This is a genomic window from Tenacibaculum maritimum NCIMB 2154, from assembly GCF_900119795.1.
In the GTDB taxonomy this organism is placed as follows: Bacteria; Bacteroidota; Bacteroidia; order Flavobacteriales; family Flavobacteriaceae; genus Polaribacter; species Polaribacter maritimus.
Window position 1 is genome coordinate 1 of sequence record NZ_LT634361.1, and the last position, 19,472, is coordinate 19,472.

Below are 19,472 nucleotides of genomic sequence, written 5' to 3' on the forward strand. Positions count from 1 at the left end.
TATTTTGGTTGAAAATTATAACAAATTAAAGACGAAAGATTAATGGCAAGAAAGAAGAAAATCTACAAAAAGAAAGGGAAAGTAATAAAAGATTTAACACGTAATATATTTAAAATACTTAATGAAGATAGCAGTAAGTTTTATAATTATAAACAAATAGCTGCTAAAATGGGAATTGCTGATACAGATGGTAAAACTCAAATATTAAAAAAATTAGCTGAATTAACTGCTACTAAAAAAATTAAGGAAATTGATAGAGGTAAATACCAAATAAATGAAGATAGGAAATATCATATAGGTATATTAGATGTTACTTCTAATGGGAATGCCTATTTTATTTCTGATGATTTTGAAAACGATGTTTTTGTACCTTCAGTAAATTTAGGAAAAGGATTACATAATGATACTGTTCGAGTATATGTTTATAAAAAGAAACGAAGTAATAAATTAGAAGCAGATGTAGTTGAAATACTAGAACGAGCTAAAAAAGAGTTTGTTGGAGTTTTACAAATGAGTAAAAATTTCGGATTTGTATTGCCAGATAGTAATAAAATGTATGCAGATATTTTTATTTCCCAAAATAAATTAAATGGAGCGGAGCATGGTGATAAAGTAGTAGCAAAAATTACAGATTGGCCAGAAAACTCTAAAAATCCATTTGGAAAAATAACACAAGTTTTAGGAAAACCAGGAGATCATGATACCGAAATTCATTCTATTTTATTAGAATATGGTTTGCCTTATGAATTTCCAGCAGAAGTTGAAAAAGAAGCAGCTACGTTACCTATAGAAATAACAGCAGAAGAAATAGCAAAGAGAAGAGATATGCGTAAAGATTTAACTTTTACAATAGATCCTAAAGATGCAAAAGATTTCGATGATGCTTTGTCATTTACTAAATTAGAAAATGGAAATTATGAAATAGGAGTGCATATTGCTGATGTATCTCATTATGTACAACCAAAAACAATTTTAGATGATGAAGCTTATAGCAGAGCAACTTCTGTTTATTTAGTTGACAGAGTGGTACCTATGCTACCAGAAATGTTATCAAATGGTGTATGTTCGTTAAGACCTCATGAAGAAAAATTAACATTTTCTGCTGTGTTTGAGATGAATGAAAAAGCAGAACTGGTAAACCAATGGTTTGGAAGAACAGTAACCTATTCAGATCAACGATTTGCTTATGAAGAAGCACAAGCAATTATAGAAAATTGTTCCTTATCAGAAATAAATAAAGGATATACAATGCCAATAGATATTTCTATTATTGATAAAGAGTATCAAGTGGCACCAGCACTTGTAGAAGCTACTTTAAAATTAGATGAGTTAGCTAAGAAATTGCGTAAAAAACGTATGAAAGAAGGAGCTATTTCATTTGATAGAGTAGAAGTAAAATTTAATTTAGATGAAGCTGCAAATCCTATAGGAGTTTACTTTAAAGAGTCAAAAGATGCTAACAAATTAATTGAAGAATTTATGTTATTAGCTAATAGAAAAGTGGCAGAGTTTATAGGATTCTCTAAAGGGAAAGCAACTAATAAGACGTTTATTTATAGAATTCATGATGAGCCAGATATCGAAAAATTAGCATCACTACAAAGTATTATAGGTAAATTTGGTTATAAAATAGATACAGCATCAAAAGAAAGTACTTCAGAATCTTTGAATAAATTGCTACATGATGTTCATGGTAAAGGAGAAGCAAATATGGTAGAAACTTTGGCAATTCGTTCTATGAGTAAAGCTGCATATACTACTCAAAATATAGGACATTACGGATTGGCTTTTGATTATTATAGTCATTTTACCTCTCCAATTCGGCGTTATCCAGATGTAATGACTCATCGTTTATTGCAACATTATTTAGATGGTGCTAGTTCACCTAAAGCAGAAATTTATGAAGAAAAGTGTAAACATTCTTCAAAAATGGAAGAATTAGCTTCTAAAGCAGAGCGTGAAAGCATTAAGTATATGCAGGTAAAATATATGCAAGACCATAAAAATGAAGCATTTGAAGGAGTTATTTCAGGAGTTACAGAGTGGGGAATTTATGTAGAAATAAAATCAAATAAATGTGAAGGAATGGTGCGTATTCGTGATATAAAAGACGATTACTATATTTTTGACGAAAAACAATATGCTATTGTTGGACAATCAACAAAAAATACCATTCAATTAGGTGATGAAGTAGTTGTAAAAGTAAAACATACAGATCTGGAACGTAAGCATTTAGATTTTGAATTAATAAGTCATTAATTTACTTGGAGAGAAATTATTGTACATATAAAGAAATTTTTAAAAAAGAAACATTTCCATTGGCTTATATTGATATGGAAATGTTAGATGCTAACGTAAAAATACTCACGGAACGAGCTAACAGAGGCACCATTAGAATTGCATCAAAATCAGTAAGAAGTATTGAAATTCTTAAGTACTTATTTAGGAAATCAAATAAGTTTAAAGGAATTATGTCATTTACAGCTCTTGAAAGTTTGTTTTTAGTTAAACAAGGTTTTGATGATATTTTGTTAGGATACCCTTGTGTAGATAAAAATTTGATATCGCAAATAGCTGATGTAATTTTAAAAAATAAAACGATTGTATTAATGGTTGACAAAATAGAGCATGTTGCGCTTATTAATGCAGTAGGAAAGGAAAAAAAAGTACAACTGCCTATTTGTATAGATTTAGATTGTTCTTCTGATTTTGGCCCCATTCATTTTGGAGTTTGGCGCTCTTCTATAACAAATAATCAACAATTACAAAAGTTATTAAATAGCATTAAAAAATCACATTTTGTTAAATTAGATGGGCTTATGGGCTATGAAGCTCAAATAGCAGGCTTAGGTGACAATGTAAAAGGAGATACAATTAAAAACTTAATGATAAAAATTTTAAAAAACCGCTCTATCAGTAAAATCAGAAAAAGAAGAACCGCTGCAATTAATTTGATAAAGAAAAATGGTTTTGATCTTCGATTTATAAATGGCGGAGGAACAGGAAGTATTAAAGAAACTTTAGAGGAAAAAGAAATTACTGAAATAACCATAGGATCAGGATTTTATAACCCTCATTTATTTGATAATTATCGTGATTTTCAATTAAATCCGTCTGCGGGATTTGCCATACAAATCGTAAGAAATCCTAAAGAAAACTACTATACATGCCATGGAGGAGGATATATTGCTTCAGGAAGTATAGATAAACTTAAAGCACCTAAAATAGATTTATTAGAAGGAGCAAGATTCGTAGCTAATGAAGGCTGTGGAGAAGTACAAACCCCTATTGTTTATAAAGGAAAAGAGCATTTAAAAATAGGAGATCCTGTTTTTTTACGCCATGCAAAAGCAGGTGAATTATGTGAACGTTTTAATGAAATATATAGAATAAGGAATCATAAAATTATAGATAAAGTTACTACTTATAGAGGTGATGGCTTTGCTTTTCTCTAAACATATAAAAAATGAAGAATTGGTCTGAAAATCAACAATGGAATCCTAAACAATTTTTACAACCTTCAACTGAAAAGGAAATCATAGAGATTGTTTCAGAGGCAATTAAAAACCAAAGAAAAATAAGAATTTATGGGAGTAAACATTCTTTTAGTTCTTTAAATAATACAGATGATATTTGTTTGAATTTAGATAACTATCAAGGAATAGTGAAGATAAATGAAGCAAATAATTATGTAACAGTAAGAGGAGGAACTAAACTATATAAACTAACTAGTTTATTAGCATCTTATGGTTTTGCTATGGAAAATATGGGAGATGTTGATAAACAATCCATTGCAGGTGCAATTGGTACAGGTACTCATGGAACAGGTGTAAAATTGGGTAGTATAAGTACTCAAGTTGTCGGAATTAAGTTTATAAATGGTTTGGGAGAAACAGTATATTGCTCAGAACATGAGAATAGAGAGCTGTTTAAATGTTTACAAATTTCATTAGGAGTTTTTGGTATCATAACTGAAGTAACACTTAAATGTGTAGCTAACTATAAATTAAAATTAGAGAAAAAATCAGAGTTATTAACAGATGTATTAACAAACCTAGAAGCTTTAAATAAAAACAACAGAAACTTTGAATTTTATTGGTTACCCTATACAAATTCAGTACAAACAAAATATTCCAATATAACTGATAAAGAAGAAGATAAAGATAGTTTTCTAAACTATTTTAATGATATAATTATAGAAAATTATGTATTTAAGCTTCTTTGTAACTCAGCCAAATGGTTTCCTAAGTTAAATACTACAGTAGCTAAAATTTCGTCAAATTTTTTATCAAACACCACCAAAATAAAAGACAGTAAAAATGTATATGCTACACCAAGATTGGTAAAATTTACAGAAATGGAGTATAATATTCCTATAGAAGCATACAAAGAGGCCATGAAAGATATAGTAAATTGTATTTATCGTAAGAAGTTTAATATTCATTTTCCTATTGAAAATAGATTTGTTCAAAAAGATGATATTTATATAAGTCCTGCTTATCAAAGAGAATCGGCATATATTGCTTGCCATGTATATAAAGGCAAGGAGTACAAGAAGTATTTTGAAGCGTTAGAAGAAATATTTTCGAAATACGAAGGCAGGCCTCATTGGGGAAAAATACATTACAAAAAAGCAGAGTATTTTTACGAAAAATATCCTATGTTTGGGGTGTATAATGAACAAAGAAAAAGACAAGATCCTGAGGAAATCTTTCTAAACGAAAATCTACGTAATATATTAATGGTTTGAGATACTTTTTTTTAATAAAACCAGTTGGTATAATTATTGATCTTGTTAGTAATAATGTAAAAGTCATGAAGAAAACAGCATTTTTGGGTTTGTTTTTGATAACAGCATTGGTATCAGCACAAACAACTATAAGTAAGCATTTAGGAGATTTCTCTACTTTAAAGGTATATAACGGGATTGATGTAGAGTTGATTAAATCAAATGAGCAAAAGCTTGAAATTACAGGAGAAAAAGCAGAGAAAGTAAAAGTAAAAAATGACGGAGTTACCTTAAAAATCTTATTAAGATTTCCAGAAACAACAGCTGATAAAAAGGTATATGTAAAGTTGTATTTTAAAGATGATATTCAAATAATAGATGCTAATGAAGGGGCTACCATTACAGGAAAAGGTTTTAAACAGCAAAAAATAGAAGTAAAAGTGCAAGAAGGTGCTTTTATGAATTTGGTAGTTGATATTAAGCATTTAAAAGTAAAATCCTCTTCAGGAGGGGTGTTAAAATTATCAGGAGTAGCTAAAAATCAAGTAGTCAACGTAGATTTAGGAGGGGTATATCATGGATATAATTTAACAGCTTCTGAAATATCTATAGTAAAAGCAGCTTCGGGTGCAAAGGCAGAAATACAAGCTAGTGAAACTTTAGATTTAAAAGTGAGTTTTGGAGGATCAATATTTTACAAAGGAAGTCCTGAAGTCTTAAAAACTAAAAAAGTTATAGGAGGAATCATTGAACAAAGAAGTTAAATAGTATTCGTTTCGGATGGTATCAAAAGCTTTTGTATCTTTGTAAGGTAAAAATTAGAATAAATGAATACACTTACTATATTTCTTGGATTTGTTGGACCTTGGCAGATAGCTATTATTGTAGCCTTGGTTTTATTAATGTTTGGTGGTCGTAAGATACCTGAGTTAATGAAAGGCTTAGGTACAGGAATAAAAGAGTTTAAAGACGCTACAAGATCTGAAGAAGACGAAAAAATAGAGGAAAAAAAATAAACTTTTTTAGAGATAAAAATAAAAAGGTCGAAACTAGTTTTAGTTTCGACCTTTTTTGTAGCTCATATTTTAATTATTCTTCTTTCTTTTTTGCTTTTTTCATAGCTTCTCCTATTTGATTACTAGCAGTAAAACTAGCAACCATATCATTTAGCATTTGGCTTCCTGCTTGGGGAGAATTAGGTAATAATATTAAATTACTATTAGTTTCTTGTCCAATAGATTGTAGCGTATCATAATGTTGTGTAACTACAATTAAAGCAGAAGCCTCTTGTGAATTGATACCTACTTTGTTTAAGACTTCTACAGATTCTTCCAAACCACGTGCAATTTCTCTACGTTGATCTGCAATACCTTGACCTTGTAATCGTTTACTTTCTGCTTCAGCTTTTGCTTTTTCAACAATTAAAATACGTTGGGCATCACCTTCATATTGAGCAGCTACTTTTTCACGTTCAGAAGCATTAATACGGTTCATAGCTTCTTTTACTTGGGCATCAGGATCAATATCAGTAACAAGAGTTTTTATAATATCGAAACCATAATTAACCATTGCATCTTGTAATTCAGATTTTACGGCAATAGCAATATCATCTTTTTTGACAAATACATCGTCTAATTTCATTTTAGGAACTTCTGCACGTACTACGTCAAATACATAGCTTGTAATTTGCTCATGTGGATACTCTAGTTTATAAAAGGCATCATATACTTTATCTTTTATGACTACATATTGAACGGATACTTTTAATTTAGTAAATACATCATCTAAAGTTTTAGTTTCAACAATTACGTCTAACTGTTGAATTTTTAAACTTAGTTTTCCTGCAATTCTGTCAAAAACTGGTATTTTAAATTGAAGACCAGAATGTCGAATGCTATGGAATTTACCAAAACGTTCTATAATAGCAGCTGTTTGTTGTTTTACGATGAAAATAGAGGCTAGGATTATAAAAAATCCAACCCCAATTAGAATAGGGATAAATGGCATAACTTAATTTTTTGTTTTTAATGTTTTTTGTAAAGATACTTAAAGTAGTAACTACATACAAGACGCATAGTTTTTTAAATGTTACATATTATTTTTTTATAATAGCTTTGATAGTGCAATTTGGCATAGTTTCTGCCCAAAAAAGAAGGAACATCAAAAAGAGAATAATGAAAAAATTAGTTTATTTATTTTTAAGTTTATTTATGTTAACATCATGTGCAACACAGAAAAATATGATAAAAGATACAATTTGGGTAAATAGTACTAGAGTTACTTGTACTGGAGTAGTTCCTATGAGCTGTCTTGAAACACAACTAGGAAGAGAATTAATACCTAATAAATGGGAATTTTTTTACGATGAAATAGAAGGATTTACTTATGAACCAGGTTATATTTATAAGCTTCGCATTTCTATAGAAAATTTGAATGAAAAAGAGATTCCTGCTGATGGTTCTAGTAAAAGATATCAATTAATAGAAGTTATTTCTAAAACGCCTGATACTAAGTTAAGATTACAGGATGTTTGGGTAGCTACAAAAATTAAAGGAAGAGACATTCAATTAAAAGAAGAAGATAGTCGCCCAAGAATAGAGATAGAAGTAGGTAATAAAAAGATACTAGGAAAAGGAGCTTGCAATCGTTTTTTTGGAAGTATAGAAACTTTAACAGGAAAAAAAATTACATTTTCTAAGATAGGAGCTACTAAAATGATGTGCTTGGATATGAACCTTGAAGATCTTTTTTTTGAGGCCTTAGAAGCCGTAAAAACATATAAAATAGAAAATAATGAATTGTATTTGTTTGACGGAAATAATAAGGAGGTGCTGCGTTTTAATAAAATAGATTAGTATGTATGAAGGAAGAAATGATTTGTTGTTAAAAAGAATATGGAAGCATTTAATTATTGAATAGAAGAAATAGATATTTTTGTATAAAACATTTATTATGGAACTAATTCAACAATACGTAGCAGAAATTTTAATCTTATTATTTTTAATTGTTACTTTTTTACAGTCTGGAATAGATAAAGTGACAGATTGGAATGGAAACTTATCTTTTATAAAAAGCCACTTTCAAAATTCGCCATTAAAAAATAATGTACCACTATTATTGGCTATAATTTTAGTGATGGAATTAATAGCAGGTGCTTTAATGTTTGTTGGAGTATTTCAGTTGGCTACAGTAGGTACTAAAAATTTAGCATTATTAGGCGTAGAGATTTCAGCGCTATGCTTAATTTTTTTATTGATAGGCCAAAGGTTGGCAAAAGATTATGCAGGGGCAATGACTTTAGCTGTTTATTTTATAATTACGATTTTTGGAATATATTTACTTAATAAATAATTATTATAAAGTGTAATTATATTATAATAATTATTTATTTAAAAACCTCTTAAAACAAGCGTTTTAAGAGGTTTTTATTTTTACTCCTTATGATTCGTTATAATATTTTTTTAAATGTATTAAAAATGGGTTAAAACGATTTTTCTTTATTTTTTAACACATAAATTAAAGAAGAATGCTCTAAAGACTTTTTAGCTTTTAGATTTGAGAGGAAACCAATATAAAAAGCTCTTATAAAATTGATTTTTCCTGTTTTATTTTTTTCGCTCAAAATAGAAACATAGTAAGCATCAAAAATCATGGGAAGTATTTTTTCAATTTCTATATTTACTTTACTAAATAATTGTTGGATTGAATATTTAGAAAAATGCCATAGATGTCTAGGTACATCAAAAGCTGCCCAAAACTCATGGTAGTATTTGGCATCATAACTTTTATAATTAGGAACGGCTATAATTAATCTACCAGTTGGTTTTAATAGTTTTTTTAAGGTCTGTATATATTCTGGTAGGTTTTGCACATGTTCCAAAACATGCCACATCGTGATAATATCAAATTGCTCATCCTTATAACTGGATAAATTATTTTTTAGATGAATCCCTTTTGAGTAAGCATTTTTTCTTGCATTTACGCTAGGCTCAACTCCAAATACCTTCCAGTTATTCTTTTTACAGATACTTAAAAAATCTCCTGTACCCGCACCAATATCTAGAACTTTTTTTTCTTCTGATGCAAATGAATTGATAAGATTAAGTTTTTTCTTTAAAGCATACCCTTTTACGATATGGTACATTTTATCTAACAAAGATTTTTTACTATCTGTATGTGAAATATAATTATCACTCTTGTAATAATCTTCCAAGTTAGAAGGCACAGGTGAAGTTACTAACATTTGAAATTCTTTGTTAAGCATTACTTCATAGGATTCATTGGATACAGTATAATCTATACAGTTTAAGTATGGATGTACATTTTTGTAGAGTTCTTTCTCCTCTCCCATTTTAATTGATCTGTTTAGATGTTCCACGAGGAACAATTAGTTTTTAATATTATAATGTTCCCCGTGGAACGTTGTTAAATTATCTTCCCATATACACTAATAAAACAGAAATATCACTAGGAGATACTCCACTTATTCTACTTGCTTGCGATATTGAGGTTGGCTGTATTTTAGAAAGTTTTTCTCTTGCTTCATATGATAATGATTTTACTTTACTATAATCAAAACTAGCAGGAATAGGAACGTTTTCTAATCTATTTAATTTGTCTGCATTGTTCTTCTCCTTTTCAATATAACCAGAGTATTTTAAGTAGATTTCTACTTGTTCTACTATTTCGTTGTCTATGTTTTTTTCTTGAAGAAAGGAAGCTAGCTTTTTTATATGTTTAAAATCAATAAATGATAGTTGCGGTCTAGAAGCTATTTTAAATAACTTCATTGACTGATTAACTAAAGCTAGTTTTTTAGTTTCAAGAATAGGGTTTATTTCCTCTTTTTTAACGCTTAGGTTTTTTACAAATTGTATTAGTTCTTCTGTTTTATTTTGTTTTTCTATAACTCTTTCCATTCGTTCTTTTGAAGCTAAACCTATTTCAAATGATTTTGGAGTTAAGCGTAAATCAGCATTATCTTGTCTTAAAAGGGTTCTGTATTCTGCACGAGAAGTAAACATTCTATAAGGTTCTTCAGTTCCTTTAGTTATTAAATCATCTATAAGAACACCAATATAAGCTTCATTCCTTTTTAAAATAAAAGGAGGTTTGTTTTGCGTTTTTAAAGCAGCGTTTACTCCAGCCATCAAACCTTGGGCAGCAGCTTCCTCATATCCTGTAGTGCCGTTTATTTGACCAGCAAAAAATAAGTTTTTAATTAACTTAGTTTCTAAAGAGTGAGTCAATTGGGTTGGAGGAAAATAATCATATTCTATCGCGTAACCATATCGAAAGAATTTTACATTTTCAAAACCTTTTATAGAGCGAATAGCTTTGTCTTGTATGTCTTCAGGGAGAGAGGTAGAAAAGCCATTTACATAAACTTCTACGGTGTTCCAGCCTTCAGGTTCAACAAAAATTTGATGTCTGTCTTTTTCTGCAAAACGATTTATTTTATCTTCTACAGAAGGGCAATAGCGCGGCCCTGTTGATTTAATCCTACCATTAAACATAGGAGATCTATCAAAACCTTCACGAAGTAAATCATGTGTAGTTGAATTGGTATATGTTAAGTAGCAAGAGCGCTGTTTTTGTAAGCTGCTTGTAACGGGTAAATAAGAAAACTTTTCAGGGCTACTATCACCAGGTTGCTCTGTCATTTTCGAATAATCTAATGATCTTCCATCTACACGAGGAGGAGTTCCTGTTTTCATTCTTCCTGCTTCAAACCCTTTATTAATTAAATCTTCTGTAATCCCAGTTGAAGCGCTCTCTCCTGCCCTACCTCCTCCAAATGTTTTTTCTCCTATATGAATTAAGCCATTTAAAAAAGTACCTGCTGTTACTATTACTGTTTTTGCTTTTATTGTTAAACCTAGCGCTGTTTTTACACCTGTAATTGTATCGTTTTCAAAAATAAGACCATTAACAGAATCTTGATAGAAATCTAAATTGGCTGTTTTTTCAAGCATATTCCTCCATGTTTCTGCAAACTGCATTCTATCAGACTGAGCTCTTGGACTCCACATTGCAGGTCCTTTAGATTTGTTTAGCATTTTAAACTGTATAGCTGTTTTATCTGTTACAATAGCACTGTAACCACCTAAAGCATCTATTTCTCTAACTATTTGTCCTTTTGCAATTCCTCCCATTGCTGGGTTACAGCTCATTTGAGCAATGTTTTGCAAGTTCATTGTTATTAATAAGGTGTGTGCTCCCATGTTGGCACTTGCTGCTGCTGCTTCACTTCCTGCATGACCACCACCTACTACAATTACATCGTATGTTGTTGTAAATAAACTCATCTTTTTATATATCGTTCCACGTGAAACTATTTGTTGTTTAAGGGTTGTTTTTAATTTTTTAGCAGCAATAAACTGCTATTTTCTTTACTTCTCATTGTTTCTTTTTCTTGTGCTGTTTTATCTTTATATCCCATATAATGAAGTATGCCATGAATGATTACTCTATGAAGTTCCTCTTCAAAAGTAACATGATAATCGTTAGCATTTTCCGCTACCCTATCTATAGAAATAAAAATATCTCCACCAATTAGTTTTCCCATAGTATAATCAAAGCTTATAATATCAGTTAAGGTATCATGTTGTAGAAATTCAACATTTATTTTATGCAAATATTCATCATTGCAAAAAATATAATTGATTTCTCCTAGCTCGAAATTTTCATTTTTGATACAGGTATCTACCCAATTAATTATTTTATTTTCATCTTTTAATTGGAAGCTAGTTTCGTAATTGAATGTTATCATTTATTAGTTATTCTTAGATGTAGAAAAGTACTCTTGTACTTTCTTTTTATAATTTTGGTGTAAAGGTAATGATTGTCTATTTAAAATTTCAGTTTGGTTATAAAACAGCTTTTTAAATTTTAGTTTTTTAGCATCCCTTAGTTTGTATTCTTCTACATTGGTGTTAGACTTACGTTTTTTGTCTTTACCTTGTTTAAAAGTAGCTTTATCTAGTTTTAGTAATTGGTAATTGAGCTCCTGCATTTTTTGAAGGGTAGTTTTATTAAACCCTTTTTCAAGGATGCTATTTTCTAATTGCTCCATTGTTTTTAAGGCTTTTTTAGCAGCTCCATTTCCATTGCTGCCATTTTTTATGGCGTTTTCTAGTTGCTCACGTAGTGCTGATTGTTGTTTGTATATTTCAAATAAATCTCCATTCATTTTCTCACTATTTTGTTCTCCCTTGCTTCCTTGCTGCTTTCCTTTCCCATCTTTTTTAGGTTTTCCATCTTTACTTTTTTGCAAACCATCTTCCATTTTTTTTAAGAGTTCGCTTTGCTTCTTAATGATATCTGGTAAACTAAAAGATTGCTGACCTTTTCCTTTTCCTTTCCCGTTTCCTGGGCGTGGGTTTTGCATTGAATTAAGTACGTTACTCAGCATATCAGCTAAGGTATTGGCTGCTGTCATGGTATAACGTTGATTGGAGATACCATTTCTAAAACGACTTTCAGTAAAGTTTTCTAATGATTGCTCTAAATTATAATGAGCTAAAGATAATTGATCTTGGATTTTTGTTGAAATCTTAGGAACACGCATTGATAATACATATAAACTATCGTCAATATGCTCAAAATAAGTTTTTAATTGGTATTGCTTTTTCAGGTTTTTACCAAAGTTAGGGTGAGCTGTTGTTGTTGTATTAAAAGCATTCATTAGCTCTTCTTGTTGAAAAGAAAAAGTAAGTAGATTTTCTAGTACCTGACGTAAATCATCCATGTTTTCCTCTTCCATTTCATTGCTCATTTGTTGCATAGATTGTTGCATTTGAGAACTCATTTGCTGCATTTTTTTAGCAGCGTTCTTTTGATTTTTCTTAGCGCTTTTTTCTTTTTTACTTTCTATGTTTTCAGTTGCTTTATCTAAAGCCTTGTTTGTTTGCTTTTGTAATTCGTCCATAGAAGGGATTTTCATAGGATCGTTTAATTTTTGATTGCTCTTTTGAAGTTCTTTAAATTCGTCCTGGATCTTTTTAAACTCTTTATTTAATTTTTTTTGTTCTTCAAGACTCGTATCTGTCTCAGAAAGTTTATGTTGCTTTTTGGAAAGACTGTTTAATTTTTCTGATATCTGGTTAATTTTTTGCTCTATATAAAAACGTTTAGTAAGCTCTAAAATTCGCTCTAAGCTTCGTTCCTGTTGTTTGTTTTGCTGTGCAATTTCTTTGGCTTTTTTCAATAAATCATCTTTATTTAATTTTTCAGCCATTTTGCGTAGCTCTTCTAGTAATTTTTGTTGTTTGTCTAATTTTTTTAGCTCTTCTACCCTTTCTTTTAATGCTTCCTTTTTTATTTGTAAAGATTTAGAAGATTCTTTTTTTTCTGATAAGTTTTCTTGCAGTTTATGAGTTTGTCTTTGCATCATTTCTTTATACTGCTCTTGACGCTTTATAAATTGCTTTATTTTCTTTTGGTCGTTCCAGTTTATATTTTTTTTATTTTGTAAATCGAACTGAATTTTTTCTAGTTCTGATTTGTTTTGTTGTTGTTTGTTTATAGATTTTTCTAAGTCATTAATAGTATTTTTTTGCTCTTGAAGAAGTTCTTGATCTACCTCTTTAGCTGTCTTTTTTCGATAACTGAATTTTTTACTACTGGCTTTTTTATAACCACTAATCACATCATTATCGAAAACTTGAAAAAAAAGTTCATAATCAACGCCTTCTTTCAATTCTAATCCTTCAGGAAATTCATAAAAAAAAGTTTGCACATTACTTTGATTCGTAGTTAACTTGAAGGTATGCGTGTTTTCAGGTAACTTTTTATCGTAGTAAACCAATTCTAGTTTATGAAATCCATAATCATCTGAAATTTGACCAGCAAATTGCGCAGGACCACGGGAAATGCTATCAATATTTGAAGATATGGTTATTTGAGGATGTTCGTCTTTTATAGTATTGATTGTGTATTGAAGGAGTTCATAATTTTTTAAGTTTTTATTAGAAGTGGCTATTTGATAGTGAATGTCATTTAAAATACGTTTTGATAAGTGAAACTTATTGTCTTTTTCTTTTATAAAAGCATTAGATTTATGATTATCAATAAATAAAACAGTATCTGTTTGGTGTGTAAATACGGACCATTTTACAATTGTTCCCCGTGGAACAATAAGATTTCCCGTATTGTTAATTATCTCATTAGGTTTTCCTATATATTTAGGATATGACAAAGAAATAGCCATTTTTTGGATAGTTGGAGTCTTTATGACATTGATTTGATATGTTTTTGATTGAATACTATTCGCTTCAACATAAAAGCTAAGAGGTTTGCGTATTTCAGAAAAAGTATAAGAAAAGTTTTTAGCCCCATCCTTTTGTAAATAATAAGACTGATTCTGAAAATGGATTTTTACTTCTTCAGGTAAAATATCACCATTTACTTCCACTACAAGATGTAAAGAATTACCCTCTATAACATTTAATTTTTCCTCTTTTACATAAAAATAAAAAGGAGCTGGAGGTGTGTAAGCAGTTCTATGATTAACAACTCTTTTAAAACTTTCTGTAAAGGCAGCGTTGCTTCCTGTAAAAAAAGTTAATAGGCAAACAAAAACAGGAACTAAAGCATACTTTAAATACCTTAGGTTGTTTCTAAAGCTAATCGCTTTTGTAAAAGGAATAGGTTTTAAATCATTTGATTTTTGTTCAATACTAGCTAGTAGTAAATCTGATGGATTGCTATTTCTTTTCAGTTGCAATACATTTAAAAGTTTGTCTTTTACATCAGGAAAATGATTCCCTATGATTTTAGAAGATTCCTCTAATGAAATACCTTTTTGTAAACCGATAAGCTTGAAAAGAGGAAATAATATAAACCGAATTAGAAGTATTATTTCTACGAGAATAAAAATCCAAAACAAGATGGTTCTTGCAGTAGGTTTTAACCATAAAAAATATTCGATGAATAGGGTTAAAAAGAAATATAAGAACCCTAAAGAAAGAAATAAAATACTTCCTTTAATTAGCTCATTGGTATAGTACTTCTTAGAAAATTGCTGTAGCTTTTGCTCTATTTTTTGAAACTCACTCATAATTAACCTATAAAAGTACTACTTTTAAGAGTAAATTAATACACAAATTAATTAAAGCCTGCTAAATAAGTTAAATTTTAAGACAAATCAACAAAACCATTCAACAATAATGACTCCATTTAAAGTAGGAAAGCCGCTTAATTACTAAGAATTAATCCATTTTATAAGCGATTAACAAAAAGCGTTTTTTTAACGTTTTTATGGCTTTTACCGATGTTATAATTACCGATTTTAGTGTCGAAATTAAATTTATAATAATGGATAAAAAACCCCTATCAGAAGCAGCAGTAGCATCCTTAAAAAAGAAGCCGTTAGTAGCTATTTTTGGAGCAGGAGTCTCTGGATTAAAGATGGCTCATGAATGTATTAAACGAAATATGGAAGTGCACGTTTATGAAGAAAGAGCATTGCCTGGAGGAAAATGTATCGGATATATAGCGTCAGGATTACCTTCAGAATTAACACATCGGCAAATGTTTTCTAGTAATACAGTTTTATTAGAAACGCTAAAAGAAATTCCTACTAAAACAGGCAATTTACTAGAAAAATTAGAGCCTATTACTAATGTGCAGTTTGTGTGGACACATAAAGATAAATCAATGGATTTTTCTAGAGAAAACTTTTCGATATTAACAGAGCTTATAGATAATTTAAAATCTGCTAATGCTATGTTTTTTGATGGAGTTCCATTAAAAGATATTTATTGGTTTAAAACAAGATTAACTCAAAAAATAAAGAACTCAGAAGAAAAAGAAATGCCTATTTCTAAATATTTTGAATATGATAAACGACCAGAACTTGCAGCTTTTTTACATAAAGTACTTTCTTCTTGGATTGCAGGAAGTGATTTTAGTAGAACAGGAGACATTCTTCAGTTGCTTCTTTGTAAAAAAATAAAAGCTTCTCCTCTATCTCCTCCTACTTACAGCATTACTTTTAATGGACCTATTTCTGAATGTCTTATCATGCCTTGGTATCATTTTTTAAAAGAAAAGGGAGTAAAGTTTCATTTTAATTCTAAATTAGAAAGTGTACAAAGAGGAAATACAAAAGTAGAAAGTGTTATTTTGAATAATGGAGAAAAAGTTATTGCGGATGCCTATGCTATTGCAACACCTCCTGCCCCAGCCATTGCCGTTTTTCCTGAATTAAAACCACTTATTAATGTAGAAAATATAAAAAGTCATGGTTTTCAATTGCATATGAAAACGATCCCTGAAAAGTTTAAAAAGAAAACATTAGGAATTATTATTGATTCTGCTTGGGGATTGAGTTATAAAGTGTATCATACCAATAAATATCACCATACAAAGTTTGGAGAAGGTGTTGTAGCTACTCTTTCTATAACAGCAACTAGAATGGAGTATCATAATGGTATTGTATATAATAAACCGTTAATAGAATGTAATCATGAAGAGGTACGAGATGAAATTTTAGCGCAAATGGGGATTTCTAATGAAGTATTTGCAACTTGCTTTAATGGAGCGTTGAAAATAGGACCAGGTGCTTTAATTGTTCCTATAGAGGTAGCTAAAAAACAAGAGTATGATAGTTGGTTTAAAGGTCCTATTATACCAAATAGCTCTAAAGATGATGTTTGTTGGGTTATACAAGATCAATTAATAAACCCTTCTTATAAAAACAAAGTACATACAAAATCTTCTTTGTTAGAAAATGTTTACCTTGGAGGTGAATGGGTAAATAACGACAAGCAAAAATGGACGATCCCCTCTACTCTAGAGAGAAGTATGGAAAATGCATTGCATTGTACGGAAGAAATTATAAAAGATACGATAATTTCAAAGTAAAAAAGAATGAGCAATACAAAGCAAAATCAACATAGTTATTATCAACTAGCAACAACCTTATTATTTCTTGCGGGAGCCCTTATTTATTGTCAAGGAATCGTTTCCTTATCAAGGCAAAGTGTATGGTTTGAGTTTATGATAACAATAGTAGTGTTATTAATTGCAATTCCTATTTTTCAGAAATCGGAAAATTTTAAAGATGTTAAAAGGTTAATTATACTGGAAACAGGGTTTAATATTATTTGTTTAGTTGCTAAAGTATCTCCACTTGAAGAAGGCAAATGGTCTATGGCTTTAGACATTGCTTTTTCTGTTTTTTTTATTTTTCAAATAGGAGGGTTTATAGGTTCCCAAATTAAAAGCAAAAATTGGAGGTGTCTCCCTTCTTCTATAGCTTTAGGAATAGGTCTTCTATTTTGGAATGCCCATGGAAGTGGTACTTCAATAACAGTGCATAATGAATTACAATTTTGGGGAGGTAACACACCTAAAGCATTGCAATTCGTGTATTTGTTTTGGTTGTTAAACCTTCTTTTCGTGGAATATCGTTCTTTACTCCCTAAATTAACTTTGGCATCTGTTCATTTAGCCTCATTTATCATTGCTTTTAGTTCAGAAGAATTTTTTCATGCCAGAATTTTAACAGCAAGTCATTTAGTGATACTTAATGGAATAGTTATTTATAAATTACAAGATTGGCAAGGATATGATTTCTCTAGTATTTCTATTTTTAAAAAAATGAAAGAAAATACGCAATATGCTACGTTTGTTGCAACACTATTTAATATACTTACCATAGGAGCTTTATTGCTCTATATTATTACAGATTTAAAAATAACTAAGTAAGGATATCATAGTCTTTTATAAAATATCAGGATGTAAGTATTATTATTTACATCCTGATATTTCCCAATAAAAAAGTAAGTGCATCTTAAAGAAGATGATCTAAAGCTTTTTCAATAGTCGTATATATTTTTTGCATTTGTTGCGCTGTTGTTATAAAAGGAGGTAATATATAAATGGTATTACCTAAAGGGCGTAAGCAAACTCCATTTTCCATAAAAAAATGAAATAGCTGGTAACGTAAATCACCATAACGATCCATTGGTATATTTATATCTAAAGCGTAAATAACTCCTTTTTGGCGTGTTTGTTTTACTTTTGGATGCTTCTTTATTCTTTTGTCAAAAGATTGATGGGAATGGATTATTCTTTGAATATTTTTTTGTATTTCTTTTGATTGTAGTAGCTCTATTCCAGCCAAGGCAGCTGTACATGAAGTAGGGTTTGCAGAATAAGTATGCCCATGAAAAAAACCTTTCCCTATATCATCACTTAAAAAAGCATTGTAAATATTTTGAGAACAGCTTGTAATTGCCATAGGAACTATTCCTGCTGTTAGTGATTTTGATAAGCAAATAATGTCTGGTTGATATGTAAGGTATTCAGAAGCAAAATTTTTGCCCGTTTTTCCAAATCCAGTCATTACTTCATCAGCTATTGTTAAAACATTATTTTTTTTAGCAATGTTTAATAATTCATCTAGTAAATTAGGTGCAAACATTTTCATTGCTGCTGCTCCTTGTACTAAAGGTTCGTATATAAAAGCAGCTACCTTATTTTTGGTAATTAAATTAGTAAATAAGGCTTTTACATTTTCAATATTTTCTTTTGTAGGTACAGGTATTCTATCAACGTCAATAAAAAAGTCTTCAAAAGGACCATTATAAACAGAGAGTCCGGATACAGACATTGCTCCAAAGGTATCTCCATGAAAACCATCTTCTAAAGCAATAATTTTTCCTCGTTTATCTCCTTGATTAAAATGATACTGCAAGGCCATTTTAATAGCAATATCAACTGCTGTAGAACCATTATCAGAAAAAAATATTTTTTCTTGATTACTAGGTAAAATGGCAATTAATTGTTCTGATAATTTAATAGCAGGTTCATGTGTAAAGCCCGCAAAAACAACATGATCTAGTTGTTGCATTTGCTCAGCAACCTTACTTGTAATATAAGTATTACAATGCCCATACATACAAGTGTACCAAGAGGCTATTCCATCAATATATTCATTTCCTTCATCATCAAATAATAAGGCTCCTTTTGCTTTTGTTATAGCTAAATGATTAGGGTGTAATTGATGTTGCGTTAACGGATGCCACAAATGTTTTTTATCTCTTTCTTGTAATGTCATAATGATTTGGTTGCTAATAATTTAATAAATTTCAAATAAGTAACAGTTTATAAGCCTAATAGGCGTTCCTTGAAAGAAGAAGCATATTCTTTTACTACATTTTTATCAAAATAAGGTTCTTCTTCAATACGACCAATAATAGGTATTTGAGTCATTTTTTGAATAATTTCTTCTGTGGATTTGTGTTCATTTCCAGAAAAAAGTAAAGCAACATTAAACCCTTTTTGCTGTAATAAGTTTACAGTTAAAAGGGTGTGGTTAATACTTCCTAAATAATGACGAGATACTACAATAACCTTATAATCGGGTTGTATAAGGTTTAAAATAGTTTCAGTATCATTCAAAGGAACTAATAAACCACCAGCTCCTTCTATAACTAAATGATTTGTTGTACTAGGAATGGTTATTTTAGCTACATCAATAGTAACCTTATCAATTTCAGCTGCTGCGTGTGGGCTCATAGGTGTTTTTAGAGCATAAGAATTTGAGTGAAATGTTGATTTTGAGTTTGAAATAAACCTTTTTACCTTATCCATATCAGAATTGTCAAGTTCTCCTGCTTGTATAGGCTTCCAATAATCAGCCTCTAATGCTTCTGTAATAATTGCAGAAGCAATTGTTTTTCCTACTTCTGTAGAAATACCTGTGATAAAGTATTTTTGTTTCATTTAAAAA

16 protein-coding genes are annotated in these 19,472 nt (G+C 29.9%); 9 read left to right on the forward strand and 7 right to left on the reverse strand.

All coding sequences use genetic code 11. The annotated features are described in order from the left end of the window. Positions 1-42: 42 nt before the first annotated feature. The 5 genes from rnr (at position 43) to MARIT_RS00025 (ending at position 5,745) form a co-directional block, all read left to right on the forward strand. Entirely contained in the window at positions 43-2,259 is a 2,217-nt protein-coding gene (gene rnr / locus MARIT_RS00005; protein WP_024741744.1) for a ribonuclease R, read from the forward strand. Between the two features lie 5 nt (positions 2,260-2,264). Further along, the gene (locus MARIT_RS00010) at positions 2,265-3,455 is read left to right on the forward strand and encodes an alanine racemase (protein ID WP_024741745.1); all 1,191 of its coding nucleotides are present in this window, start codon (positions 2,265-2,267) and stop codon (positions 3,453-3,455) included. An 11-nt stretch (positions 3,456-3,466) separates the two neighbouring features. Continuing rightward, on the forward strand, positions 3,467-4,750 hold the full coding sequence (locus MARIT_RS00015) for a D-arabinono-1,4-lactone oxidase (protein WP_024741746.1): 1,284 nt from the start codon (positions 3,467-3,469) through the stop codon (positions 4,748-4,750). Positions 4,751-4,815: 65 nt separating this feature from the next. Further along, positions 4,816-5,493, forward strand: coding sequence for a head GIN domain-containing protein (locus MARIT_RS00020; protein ID WP_024741747.1), 678 nt, complete (start codon positions 4,816-4,818; stop codon positions 5,491-5,493). Positions 5,494-5,556: 63 nt separating this feature from the next. Then, complete coding sequence (locus tag MARIT_RS00025) at positions 5,557-5,745, forward strand: Sec-independent protein translocase subunit TatA/TatB (protein WP_024741748.1); 189 nt, start codon at positions 5,557-5,559, stop codon at positions 5,743-5,745. A 73-nt stretch (positions 5,746-5,818) separates the two neighbouring features. Here MARIT_RS00025 and MARIT_RS00030 read toward each other — a convergent pair whose 3' ends face one another. Further along, complete coding sequence (locus tag MARIT_RS00030; RefSeq protein WP_024741749.1) at positions 5,819-6,736, reverse strand: SPFH domain-containing protein; 918 nt, start codon at positions 6,734-6,736, stop codon at positions 5,819-5,821. Between the two features lie 167 nt (positions 6,737-6,903). Here MARIT_RS00030 and MARIT_RS00035 point away from each other — a divergent pair, with 167 nt between their 5' ends. Both MARIT_RS00035 and MARIT_RS00040 read left to right on the forward strand, forming a co-directional pair. Next, a complete protein-coding gene (locus MARIT_RS00035; RefSeq protein WP_159263695.1) occupies positions 6,904-7,584 on the forward strand; it encodes a DUF4377 domain-containing protein in 681 nt (226 codons plus the stop codon). Positions 7,585-7,681: 97 nt separating this feature from the next. Beyond that, the gene (locus MARIT_RS00040) at positions 7,682-8,080 is read left to right on the forward strand and encodes a hypothetical protein (RefSeq protein WP_024741750.1); all 399 of its coding nucleotides are present in this window, start codon (positions 7,682-7,684) and stop codon (positions 8,078-8,080) included. Between the two features lie 130 nt (positions 8,081-8,210). On the opposite strand, the gene MARIT_RS00045 is transcribed toward MARIT_RS00040, so the two are convergent. From MARIT_RS00045 to MARIT_RS00060, 4 genes are all read right to left on the reverse strand, one after another. Next, positions 8,211-9,080, reverse strand: coding sequence for a class I SAM-dependent methyltransferase (locus MARIT_RS00045; RefSeq protein ID WP_024741751.1), 870 nt, complete (start codon positions 9,078-9,080; stop codon positions 8,211-8,213). A 79-nt stretch (positions 9,081-9,159) separates the two neighbouring features. Next, the gene (gene mnmG / locus MARIT_RS00050) at positions 9,160-11,037 is read right to left on the reverse strand and encodes a tRNA uridine-5-carboxymethylaminomethyl(34) synthesis enzyme MnmG (protein WP_024741752.1); all 1,878 of its coding nucleotides are present in this window, start codon (positions 11,035-11,037) and stop codon (positions 9,160-9,162) included. 50 nt (positions 11,038-11,087) lie between these two features. Next, the gene (gene ybeY / locus MARIT_RS00055; RefSeq protein ID WP_024741753.1) at positions 11,088-11,501 is read right to left on the reverse strand and encodes an rRNA maturation RNase YbeY; all 414 of its coding nucleotides are present in this window, start codon (positions 11,499-11,501) and stop codon (positions 11,088-11,090) included. 3 nt (positions 11,502-11,504) lie between these two features. Further along, positions 11,505-14,789 carry a DUF4175 family protein gene (locus MARIT_RS00060; protein WP_100210449.1) on the reverse strand — a complete coding sequence of 1,095 codons (3,285 nt, stop codon included), beginning with the start codon at positions 14,787-14,789 and terminating at the stop codon, positions 11,505-11,507. 257 nt (positions 14,790-15,046) lie between these two features. Between MARIT_RS00060 and MARIT_RS00065 the strand changes: the two genes are divergently transcribed. Both MARIT_RS00065 and MARIT_RS00070 read left to right on the forward strand, forming a co-directional pair. Beyond that, positions 15,047-16,597, forward strand: a complete 1,551-nt coding sequence (locus MARIT_RS00065) for an FAD-dependent oxidoreductase (RefSeq protein ID WP_157926147.1) — start codon at positions 15,047-15,049, stop codon at positions 16,595-16,597. Positions 16,598-16,603: 6 nt separating this feature from the next. Next, complete coding sequence (locus tag MARIT_RS00070; protein WP_024741756.1) at positions 16,604-17,443, forward strand: hypothetical protein; 840 nt, start codon at positions 16,604-16,606, stop codon at positions 17,441-17,443. An 85-nt stretch (positions 17,444-17,528) separates the two neighbouring features. Here the strand turns inward: MARIT_RS00070 and bioA are convergent, their stop codons facing one another. Together bioA and bioD are read right to left on the reverse strand one after the other, a co-directional pair. Continuing rightward, positions 17,529-18,797 carry an adenosylmethionine--8-amino-7-oxononanoate transaminase gene (bioA, locus tag MARIT_RS00075; protein WP_100210451.1) on the reverse strand — a complete coding sequence of 423 codons (1,269 nt, stop codon included), beginning with the start codon at positions 18,795-18,797 and terminating at the stop codon, positions 17,529-17,531. A gap of 47 nt (positions 18,798-18,844) precedes the next feature. Next, on the reverse strand, positions 18,845-19,465 hold the full coding sequence (gene bioD / locus MARIT_RS00080; protein ID WP_024741758.1) for a dethiobiotin synthase: 621 nt from the start codon (positions 19,463-19,465) through the stop codon (positions 18,845-18,847). Positions 19,466-19,472 lie beyond the last annotated feature (7 nt).

Bases quoted from the DNA above. Each gene is read 5' to 3' on its own strand.
- rnr (WP_024741744.1), top strand. From the start codon at position 43: ATGGCAAGAAAGAAGAAAATCTACAAAAAGAAAGGGAAAGTAATAAAA.
- MARIT_RS00015 (WP_024741746.1), top strand. From the start codon at position 3,467: ATGAAGAATTGGTCTGAAAATCAACAATGGAATCCTAAACAATTTTTA.
- MARIT_RS00020 (WP_024741747.1), top strand. From the start codon at position 4,816: ATGAAGAAAACAGCATTTTTGGGTTTGTTTTTGATAACAGCATTGGTA.
- MARIT_RS00025 (WP_024741748.1), top strand. From the start codon at position 5,557: ATGAATACACTTACTATATTTCTTGGATTTGTTGGACCTTGGCAGATA.
- MARIT_RS00030 (WP_024741749.1), bottom strand. From the start codon at position 6,736: ATGCCATTTATCCCTATTCTAATTGGGGTTGGATTTTTTATAATCCTA.
- MARIT_RS00035 (WP_159263695.1), top strand. From the start codon at position 6,904: ATGAAAAAATTAGTTTATTTATTTTTAAGTTTATTTATGTTAACATCA.
- MARIT_RS00040 (WP_024741750.1), top strand. From the start codon at position 7,682: ATGGAACTAATTCAACAATACGTAGCAGAAATTTTAATCTTATTATTT.
- MARIT_RS00045 (WP_024741751.1), bottom strand. From the start codon at position 9,080: ATGGGAGAGGAGAAAGAACTCTACAAAAATGTACATCCATACTTAAAC.
- mnmG (WP_024741752.1), bottom strand. From the start codon at position 11,037: ATGAGTTTATTTACAACAACATACGATGTAATTGTAGTAGGTGGTGGT.
- ybeY (WP_024741753.1), bottom strand. From the start codon at position 11,501: ATGATAACATTCAATTACGAAACTAGCTTCCAATTAAAAGATGAAAAT.
- MARIT_RS00060 (WP_100210449.1), bottom strand. From the start codon at position 14,789: ATGAGTGAGTTTCAAAAAATAGAGCAAAAGCTACAGCAATTTTCTAAG.
- MARIT_RS00065 (WP_157926147.1), top strand. From the start codon at position 15,047: ATGGATAAAAAACCCCTATCAGAAGCAGCAGTAGCATCCTTAAAAAAG.
- MARIT_RS00070 (WP_024741756.1), top strand. From the start codon at position 16,604: ATGAGCAATACAAAGCAAAATCAACATAGTTATTATCAACTAGCAACA.
- bioA (WP_100210451.1), bottom strand. From the start codon at position 18,797: ATGACATTACAAGAAAGAGATAAAAAACATTTGTGGCATCCGTTAACG.
- bioD (WP_024741758.1), bottom strand. From the start codon at position 19,465: ATGAAACAAAAATACTTTATCACAGGTATTTCTACAGAAGTAGGAAAA.